Here is a 9,466-nt window from a genome sequence, read left to right as displayed (position 1 = left end):
GTCGGCGCGCTCGGCGCGGTGTGGGCGGGGACCGCGGGAACGTTGGTCGCGCCTACCGGCGCTGCGCGGCGGGCCGACGGTGCCGGTGCCGGCACGGAGGGCGCCGACGGTGCCGTCGCCCCGAGGCTGCCGGAGGACTTCGACTTCTTCGCGGGGATTCCGTTCGAGCTGCGCAATCGCGACGGTTCGCTGCCCGGCTCCAACGACTTCGACCGGCATCCGTCGCCCGAGCACCCGATCCCCGTCGTCCTGGTGCACGGGACGGGCGGTGGCCGCCAGACCAACTGGGGCGCCTACGTCCCGCTCCTGCACAACGCCGGATTCAGCGTGTTCGCCCTGACCTACGGCGCACCACGCGGCGCGCGCTGGCCGCTCGACCAGATCGGCGGTATGCGCCCGATCGAAGAGAGCGCCGTCGAGCTCGGTGCCTTCATCGACCGGGTGCTGGCCGCGACGGGCGCGGAGCAGGTCGACATCGTCGGGCACTCGCAGGGCACCCTCGTCCCCGCCTACTACGCGAAGGTCCTCGGCGGCGGCGCCAAGATCCGGCGCTACATCTCACTCGCGCCGATGTGGCGGGGAACGGGTGGCGACCTGGGCCGAATGGCGCTGGCGGTCGCCGGGCGACTCGGACTGAGCCAGACGTTCATCCCCGGCTTCCACTCCCTCGGCGAGATGCTGCCGGGCTCGACCGTCCTGCAGCAGATCTGGGCGGGCGGGACGCCGTACCTCGAGGGCATCGAGTACTGGAACATCTCGACGCGCTACGACGAGCTCGTGATTCCGTACACGAGTGGACAGGTGCCGGGCCCGCCCGGCATCGAGGTGCACAACATCGTGGTGCAGGACACCTGCGGCGTCGATCTCTCCGACCACCTCGCGATCTGCGGCTCGCGCCGCGCCGCGTACATGGTGCTCAACGCGCTGGACCCGGAGCACCCCCGCGTCGTCCCCTGCTACCCGGTCGTCCCCTTCACCGGCGACTGAGATCATCGGCGCACGGGATTCGTCGGCGGACGGGTCACCGCACCGTCGGCGCGCCCGTCCCCGTCGGTGTCGAACACGACGGTGTCCAGCGTCCCGTCACCGTCGACGTCGGCGTACACCTGCCGCGCCCCCGGCTCGTCGGGGTTGGTGCTCACGCCGGACCACACGAGGTCTCCCGCGACCACATCGTCCGGTTGTGTCCCGGTCCCACCCGCGTTCCCGTCGAAGTCGACGGTGTCGCGCACCCGTACCGCGAGCTCGCCGCCCCCGTCCGCGGGGTTGCCTGCCCGGCCACCCGTCTCGGTGCCCGAGCCCCGGCTCGCGGCCCGGTGCACGTCCCCCACGGGGTCGGGGACGTGTGCGGGCGCCTCCTGCGCGAGTGCCCACACGCCGGTGCCGTCGTCAGCGAAGAAGGCGTCCAGCCGGCCGTCGTCGTCGAGGTCCAGCGCGGACAGGTCGGCGCGCCCGTCACCGTCGAAGTCGAGCATCGCGTCGTCGGCGCGCCCGTCACCGTCGAAGTCCAGCCGCACCAGTCCCGCGGACGCCGCCGACCGCCAGGTGTGCACAGCGCCGTCGCCCAGCCCGAACCAGTACTCGAGTAGATCAGCCCCCATACCTATTGGACGCACCAGCCCGCCGATCGGTTCCCCGGGCGTAGCACGCCAGGACCGCCCCGATCGCCACGGTGTACAGCACCGCACCGACCACCAGCAGCGGACGGGACCCGCCGTCGTGCGGCACCACCAGCGCTGCGATCGCCATGGCGGCCACGTAGGTGGTGTTGAACAGCGCGTCCTGGAACGCGAACACCTGCCCGCGACGCTCGTCGGGGACGTCGGTCTGCATCGCCGCGTCACCGCTCAGCTTGACCACCTGCCCGAACAGGCCCAACACCCCTGCTGCGGCCACGATCACCGGAAACGAGATGGTGAGCATCGTCAGCTCCGCAGCGATGTTCACCGCCAGCGCCGCCACGAGGGTCGTGCGGCGACCCACCGCGGCGACCGAGACCGGTGTCACCACGGCCGCGAGCAGCATGCCCACGCCCGTCGCACCCGCCACCGCGCTGAACCCGGTCAGCCCCAGGGAACCGTCGGAGAAGCGGTACCGCGCCAGCAGGAGCAGCATCAGCGTGTTGAAGCCGAACACCATCCGGTGAGCGCCCACGCCCGACAGCGCCGCGGCCACCGTCGGCGCCCGCCACACCGCGAGCGCGCCGTGCGCAAGCCCCGTCGCGATGGCTCGGAGCGGACCGGGATGGTGCGGATCCTCGAGCGGCAGTTCGACGGTTCCGTCGTCCTCGACGTGGTCGGGGCCTAGGACGCGCCGCGGGAACCGTGCCGCCACTCCCGCACCCACGAGTGCCGTCACCGCGGCGACGACCATCGTCGCGCCGCTTCCGACGTTGCCCGCCCCGAACACCTCCCGCAGCAGCACCGCCGTCCCGGCGCCGACCGCGGTCGCGGCGGAACCCGCAGTGGTCGTCACGGCGTTCATCGCGACCACCTGTTCGCGCTCCACGACGTGCGGGAGAGCCGCGCTGAGGCCGGACGCGACGAACCTGGACGCCCCGCCCACCGCGAGCGCGGCGACCAGCATGGCCGTCTCGGTGCCGCCCAGCCCCACCACCACGGCGGTGATCAGGATGAGGACGGCGCGCAGGCAGTTGGCGCCGATGAATACCTGGCGGCGGTCCCACCGGTCCAGCAGCGCGCCGGCGAACGGGCCCACCAGCGAGTACGGCAGTAGCAGCACCGCCAGGCCGGCGGCGATCGCGGAGCCGGTCGTCGCGCGCTCGGGGTTGAAGATGATCGCCGTGCCCAGGGCGGCCTGGAACAACCCGTCCGTGAACTGGCTGGCGAGTCGGACGCCCAGCAGACGCAGCAGGTTGGGGACGTCACGGAACTGCCGCCACGTGGCCTTCCGCTCCGGCGGGCGGACGGGCGGCGAAGTCACAGTTGAAGCCTACGCACCCCGGCCCCGGTACTCCGCAGCCCCCGTATCGGGCCCACGACAGTGGCCGTCGCGTGCGATGATTGACACGTGGGTCGTGATCAGTCTGACGAATTCCCCTCCTCCGCCGGTACCAGGGTGCAGGCCGGAACCGTCCTGGTCTCCGCACCCACGCTGGTCGAGCCGACGTTCCGACGGTCGGTGGTGTTCATGATCGAGCACAACGACTCGGGCAGTCTCGGCGTGGTGCTCAATCGTCCCAGCGAGTCGTCGGTGCAGAGCGTGCTCCCCCGCTGGCACGACCTCGCGGCGAAGCCCAAGGCCGTGTTCGTGGGCGGCCCGGTCAACCAGACCGCGGCGCTGTGTCTCGGCGTGGTGAAGGCGGGGCTCGACGTGGGCGGCATCGCCGGTCTGCAGCCGGTGGCCGGCCGCGTGGTCCTGGTCGACCTGGACGCCGACGCGGACATGATGGACGAGTTGCTCGACGGTGTGCGGATCTTCGCGGGGTACAGCGGCTGGGGCATGGGGCAGCTCGAGGACGAGCTGGCCCGCGACGACTGGATCACGTGCGCCTCGCACCACGCCGACGTGCTGGTGCCACCGCGGGTCGACCTGTGGGGCCGCGTGCTGCGCCGGCAGCCGATGCCGGTGGCGTTGCTCGCTACGCACCCGCTGGATCTCTCGCTGAACTGACCAGGCTGGCCATCGCTCCAGATCGTCCAATAGGTTAGCCTCTCCTAAAGCGGACAGGCCGCTTGCGTCTGCGCTTCGAGCGCGGGGTTACCGAGGAGCACAGCGAAGTGAAATCCAGACTGATCAGGTTGACGGCGGGCGTGGCCGCGGTGGCTCTGGTGGCCTCCGCCTGCGGTTCCAGCGACTCGGCCGGCTCCTCTGCCGCGTCGGCGACCGTGACGGTCTCGCAGGCCAACGGCACCACCGAGTTCCCCGTCGGCGCCAAGCGCATCGTGGCGGCGGGCTACTCCATCGACAACCTGCTGGCGTTGGGCATCAAGCCGGTGGCGGTGGTGCAGTACGGGCAGGCGATCCCCACTCCGTGGGAGGCCGGCAAGCTCGATGGCGTGCCGGTCATCAAGGCGACAGACGGCAAGACGCTGCCGGTGGAGCGGATCGCCGCGTACAAGCCGGACCTGTTCGTCGGTGACGCCTACATCGTCAGCAAGAGCAACTTCCAGGCGCTCAGCCCGGTCACCAAGGTGCTCGGCGGACTGTCGGACGAGGGCGACGGCGCCGGGTGGAAGGCCCAGCTCACCGCGCTCGGCAAGGTCCTCGGGATGGAGGACAAGGCCCGGGAGGTCATCGCCGCGGACAGGAAGAACGTCGCAGACTTCGCTGCGAAGTACCCGGGCCTGCGGGGCAAGACGGCGCTCGTCGCCCAGTACACCGCATCCAGCGGACAGATCAACCTCGTCGCCGATCCCAGGGACTCCGCCAATCAGCTCTTCACCGAGCTCGGCATGAACGTCCCCAAGGCGATCCGCAGCAACCCAGCGTTCGACTCGGGCACCGAGGGCGGTGGCCGCGGCTACGTCTCGCTCGAGCTGTTACCGACCATCGCGGCGAACTTCATGGCGATCTACCCGAACGGCGCGACCGCTGCAGATCTCGCGAAGCTCCCCGGCTATGCAGACCTGCCGCAGGTGAAGGCCGGGGCGACGGTGGTCACCGACCTGCCGACCATCATGTCGCTGAACATGCCCAGCTCCGTGAGCCGGGCATGGGTCCTCGCCAAGATCGGCCCCCAGCTGAAGATCGCCGCCGAGCAGCCGGCGGTGGCCTAGCCGGCGCAGCCGAAGCGGGCCCGACGGTGCCGGGCACCGTCGGGCCCGGCGTATGACGCGGTCGGGCCCTGCGTCAGACCGGGTTCTGCTCGATGTGCGCCGGCAACTCCCGCGCGTACCGCCCCGCGATCCAGGCGCACATCATCAGCTGCACCTGGTGGAACACCATCAGCGGCAGCACGATCAGCCCGACCGGTTGTCCGGCGAACAGCACCGCGGCCATCGGTAGGCCGGTGGCCAGTGACTTCTTCGTTCCGCAGAACTGGATGGCGATGGAGTCGCCGCGGTCGAAGCCCAACCGGTGCGCCACGAACAGGGTCAGCCACAGCATCAGCGAGACCAGTACCACCGCCAGGATCACGAGCTCCAGGATCGACAGCCACGAGACGGTGTGCCAGATGCCCTCGCGCACACCCGCCGAGAACGCGGAATACACCACCAGCACGATCGAGCTGCGGTCCACGTACTTCAGAGCTCCGCCGTGCCGTGTGATCCAGTCGCCCACCCAGGGCCGGGCCAGCTGGCCCACCACGAACGGCAGCAGCAGCTGCAGCAGCAGGTCCACGACGGCGGAGCCGTGGAACGACACCTCCCCCGATGACGACATCAGCGCGAACACCAGTAGCGGCGTCACGAACACACCCAGCAGATTCGACGCCGACGCGCTCACGATCGCACCCGGCACGTTGCCGCCGGCGATCGAGGTGAATGCGATCGAGCTCTGCACTGTCGACGGCACCACGCACAGGAACAGCACCCCCGCGTACAGGCTCTTGTCGAACACGGCGCTCGGCAGGAACCGGATGGCCTCCCCCACCAGCGGGAACAACACGAAGGTGAAGGCCAGGATGGTCAGGTGCAGCCGCCAGTGCGCGAGCCCGGCGAGCGCCTCACGCGGGTGGATCCGCGCGCCGTACAGGAAGAACAGCAGGGCGATCGCCACCGTCACCAGGTCGTCGACCCACCGCACCGCCGGGCCCTTCGCCGGGACCAGCGTGGCGACCAGCACAGTGATCAGGATCGCGAGGATGAACCCGTCGATCTTGAGACGGGCGAGCAGTCCCTTCATCGGCGTCTCAGCGGGCGGGCGGTAGGTCGTCGGCGGGGGCGTGCGAGGTGCACAGCCCGGCCAGTGCGCACGAACCGCAGCCGCCGGACACGCCACAGGCGTCAGCGGGGTCGCCGTCCGGGTCCGACGGTGCCGGGGCGGGCCCGGCGGTGACCTGCCCGGTCTGGATGCGCGCCTGGATGGATGCCGCGCGCGCCCCCTGCAGGGCGCCGAACCCGGCGAGCAACATACCGACCACCAGCGTCCCACCGAAGTACGCGTAGCCCCACGGCGCACCGAACGTCGCGGTCGACCAGGCACCGACGGCGAGGATCCCACCCGCGACGATCAGCGCGGGTCCGGCCACCCGGTTCGCGGTCCGCCACAGCACCTCGTCGCTGAGCGTCTGCTCGTTGCGGACGCCGACCCAGCGGTTGCGGCGCAGCCTGCCGGCGAGGCCCACGACGCCGACGGTGAGGGCGGCGATCGCGGCCACCGCGAGGAGCACTACCAGCACAAACACTCCTCCACTATAGGTTTCGGCCGGTTTCGTTCCTGCCGCGGGCACGCTTTACGCTGGTAGGCGTGACTGCGACCGACGAGACCGCCACCCCCTCCGGCCCGAGGTTCCGCTACTCGGCGGAGCTCGCGGGCTCCCTCGAGCAGCGGTGGCGGAAGGAATGGCTCAGCCGGGGGGTCTTCAACGCGAACAACCCCGTCGGCGAGCTGGCCGGTGAGCTGCCGGCGGACAAGCTGTTCATCCAGGACATGTTCCCGTACCCGTCGGGCGCGGGTCTGCACGTGGGCCACCCGCTCGGCTTCATCGCGACCGACGTGTACGGCCGGTATCACCGGATGAACGGCGCGAACGTACTGCACACGATGGGCTTCGACGCCTTCGGTCTGCCCGCCGAGCAGTACGCGGTGCAGACCGGTACACATCCGCGGATCACCACCGAGGCCAACATCGAGCGATACCTCGACCAGATCAGCAAGCTGGGTCTGGCGCACGACGAGCGCCGCCGCGTCTCCACCACCGATCCGGAGTTCTACCACTGGACGCAGTGGATCTTTCTGCAGATCTTCGGCGCCTGGTACGACACCGCCCAGGACCGCGCTCGACCCGTGTCCGAGCTGGAGGCCGAGTTCGACTCGGGGGCACGGACACTCGACGACGGCCGGGTGTGGGCACAGCTGTCGGCCGCCGAGCGCGGTCGCGTGATCGACTCGCACCGCCTGGTGTACCAGAGCGATTCGCTGGTCAACTGGTGCCCCGGCCTGGGTACGGTGCTGGCCAACGAGGAGGTCACGGCCGACGGCCGCAGCGAGCGCGGCAACTTCCCCGTCTTCCGGAAGCAGCTGCGGCAGTGGATGATGCGGATCACGGCATACTCCGACCGGCTGATCGACGACCTCGAGCATCTGGATTGGCCCGAGAAGGTCAAGGCCATGCAGCGCAACTGGATCGGGCGCAGCAACGGCGCACGGGTGCGGTTCGCCGCTCACGACCGTGCGGGGGCGGCGCGCGACATCGAGGTCTTCACCACCCGGCCCGACACCCTGTTCGGCGCCACCTACATGGTGCTCTCCCCCGAGCACCCGCTGGTCGACGAACTCGTCGCCGACGCCTGGCCGGCCGACACCGATCAGCGCTGGACCGGCGGCGCCGCCGACCCCGTCGGGGCCGTCGCGGCCTACCGGGCGTCGATCGCCGCGAAGAGCGACCTCGAGCGCCAGGAGAACAAGGAGAAGACGGGCGTCTTCCTGGGCACCACCGCCGTCAACCCGGTGAACGGTACGGCGGTACCGATCTTCATCGGCGACTACGTGCTCATGGGCTATGGAACCGGCGCCATCATGGCCGTGCCCGCGCACGACACCCGCGACTACGAGTTCGCCACCGAGTTCGGACTGCCGATCGTCGAGGTCATCGGCAGCGACGGCGGTGTCGCCGATGCCGCGTACACCGGCGACGGCCCGCTGGTGAACTCGGCCAACGACGAGATCGACCTGGCCGGCCTCACCATCGCGGACGCCAAGAACGCGGTCATCGCCTACCTGGAGAAGCTCGGCGCCGGCCACGGCACCGTCCAGTTCAAGCTGCGCGACTGGCTGTTCGCGCGGCAGCGGTACTGGGGCGAGCCCTTCCCCATCGCGTACGACGGTGACGGTGCCCCCCACGCACTGCCGGAAACGCTTCTGCCCGTGCTTCTTCCGGAGGTCGATGACTACGCGCCGGTCTCGTTCGACCCGGACGATTCCGCCAGCGAGCCGTCTCCCCCGTTGGCGAAGGCGTCCGACTGGATGCATGTCGACCTGGATCTGGGCGACGGCCTGAAGGACTACACTCGCGACGCCAACGTCATGCCGCAGTGGGCGGGTAGCTCCTGGTACCAGCTGCGCTACATCGACCCCACCAACCCGGATGCGTTCTGCGACAGGCGGAACGAGGCGTACTGGATGGGGCCGCGGCCCGAGCTGCACGGCCCGGCCGACCCGGGCGGGCTGGACCTGTACGTGGGCGGCGTCGAGCACGCGGTGCTGCACCTGCTGTACTCGCGGTTCTGGCACAAGGTGCTGTTCGACCTCGGATACGTGACCTCCCGCGAACCGTACCGCCGCCTGTACAACCAGGGCATGATCCAGGCCCACGCGTACACCGACGCCCGCGGCGTGTACGTGCCGGCCGAGGAGGTCGTCGAGCGCGACGGGAAGTACTTCTACGGCGCCGCCGAGGTCGCCCGCGAGTACGGCAAGATGGGCAAGTCCTTGAAGAACTCCGTTGCGCCGGACGACATCTGCCGCGACTACGGCGCAGACACCCTGCGCGTGTACGAGATGTCGATGGGCCCCCTCGACCAGGATCGCGCCTGGGCCACCAAGGACGTCGTGGGCGCCCAGCGGTTCCTGCAGCGGGCCTGGCGCGCGGTGATCGACGAGGAGACCGGCGAGCTGCGGGTCACCGACGACGTCCCGGCGGACGAGAGTCAGCGGCTGCTGAACAAGGTGATCGCCGGTGTGCGCGAGGACTATTCGGGGCTGCGCGACAACACCGCGATCGCGAAGCTGATCGAGCTCACCAACCACCTCACCAAGAACTACCCCGACGGTGCCCCGCGCGCCCTGGCCGAGCCGCTCGTCCTGATGCTCGCCCCGGTCGCTCCGCACATCGCCGAGGAGCTGTGGGAGCGCCTGGGCCACAGCGAGTCCCTCGCGCACGGCCCGTTCCCGGTGGCCGACGAGTCGTGGCTGGTCGAGGACACCGTCGAGATCCCCGTCCAGGTGAAGGGCAAGGTGCGCAGCCGCATCACCGTTGGCGCGGACGCCTCCAGCGCCGCGATCGAGGCCGCCGCACTCGCCGACCCCAAGATCGCGGCCTTGCTCGACGGTGCTCCGAAGAAGGTCATCGTCGTACCGGGCAAGATGGTGAATATCGTTCCCTGAGATTGTCTTTCGTAATGGGAATGCCGACATGCCGCCGTCCGTTGAGGAGATCTCATCGCCGGGTGGAACCCCGACGAGACCTACCGGCTCACCGGGGCCCGACGCCTCGCTAGGCGGCGGCGTCGGCGCTTCTACGGGTGGTGGTGGTCTGATTCTGGCGCCATCTCCAGGCGGTGCGGATGACGTCGGTGGCGTAGGGGAGGTCGAGTTTTCCGGGGTTGGTGGGTGTGACGGC

Annotated in this window: 8 protein-coding genes; 4 read left to right on the top strand and 4 right to left on the bottom strand. The window is 70.1% G+C overall.

The window, feature by feature from the left end:
* Positions 1-987, top strand: a 987-nt coding sequence (locus ABD908_RS06780; RefSeq protein ID WP_425584351.1) for an esterase/lipase family protein, incomplete at its 5' end; no start/stop codon positions are given.
* A gap of 2 nt (positions 988-989) precedes the next feature.
* Here ABD908_RS06780 and ABD908_RS06775 read toward each other — a convergent pair.
* Together ABD908_RS06775 and ABD908_RS06770 are read right to left on the bottom strand one after the other, a co-directional pair.
* Positions 990-1,601 carry a hypothetical protein gene (locus tag ABD908_RS06775; RefSeq protein WP_344992739.1) on the bottom strand — a complete coding sequence of 204 codons (612 nt, stop codon included), beginning with the start codon at positions 1,599-1,601 and terminating at the stop codon, positions 990-992.
* Positions 1,591-2,943, bottom strand: a complete 1,353-nt coding sequence (locus tag ABD908_RS06770) for an MFS transporter (RefSeq protein WP_344992736.1) — start codon at positions 2,941-2,943, stop codon at positions 1,591-1,593. Before ABD908_RS06770 ends, ABD908_RS06775 begins: the two co-directional genes overlap by 11 nt.
* Positions 2,944-3,030: 87 nt before the next feature.
* On the opposite strand from ABD908_RS06770, the gene ABD908_RS06765 reads away from it, so the two are divergent.
* Entirely contained in the window at positions 3,031-3,633 is a 603-nt protein-coding gene (locus tag ABD908_RS06765) for a YqgE/AlgH family protein (RefSeq protein WP_344992733.1), read from the top strand.
* Positions 3,634-3,740: 107 nt separating this feature from the next.
* A complete protein-coding gene (locus tag ABD908_RS06760; RefSeq protein ID WP_344992731.1) occupies positions 3,741-4,739 on the top strand; it encodes an ABC transporter substrate-binding protein in 999 nt (332 codons plus the stop codon).
* A 73-nt stretch (positions 4,740-4,812) separates the two neighbouring features.
* Here the strand turns inward: ABD908_RS06760 and ABD908_RS06755 are convergent, their stop codons facing one another.
* Both ABD908_RS06755 and ABD908_RS06750 read right to left on the bottom strand, forming a co-directional pair.
* Entirely contained in the window at positions 4,813-5,808 is a 996-nt protein-coding gene (locus ABD908_RS06755) for a bile acid:sodium symporter family protein (RefSeq protein ID WP_344992728.1), read from the bottom strand.
* A 7-nt stretch (positions 5,809-5,815) separates the two neighbouring features.
* A complete protein-coding gene (locus ABD908_RS06750) occupies positions 5,816-6,310 on the bottom strand; it encodes an SdpI family protein (protein WP_344992725.1) in 495 nt (164 codons plus the stop codon).
* 62 nt (positions 6,311-6,372) lie between these two features.
* Between ABD908_RS06750 and leuS the strand changes: the two genes are divergently transcribed.
* Positions 6,373-9,231 carry a leucine--tRNA ligase gene (leuS, locus tag ABD908_RS06745; RefSeq protein WP_344992723.1) on the top strand — a complete coding sequence of 953 codons (2,859 nt, stop codon included), beginning with the start codon at positions 6,373-6,375 and terminating at the stop codon, positions 9,229-9,231.
* Positions 9,232-9,466: the final 235 nt, after the last annotated feature.

This window comes from Tsukamurella soli, assembly GCF_039541155.1.
Taxonomy (GTDB): Bacteria; Actinomycetota; Actinomycetes; order Mycobacteriales; family Mycobacteriaceae; genus Tsukamurella; species Tsukamurella soli.
Note: the sequence above shows the minus strand (reverse complement) of the source record. Positions and strands in the feature narration are given on the sequence as shown.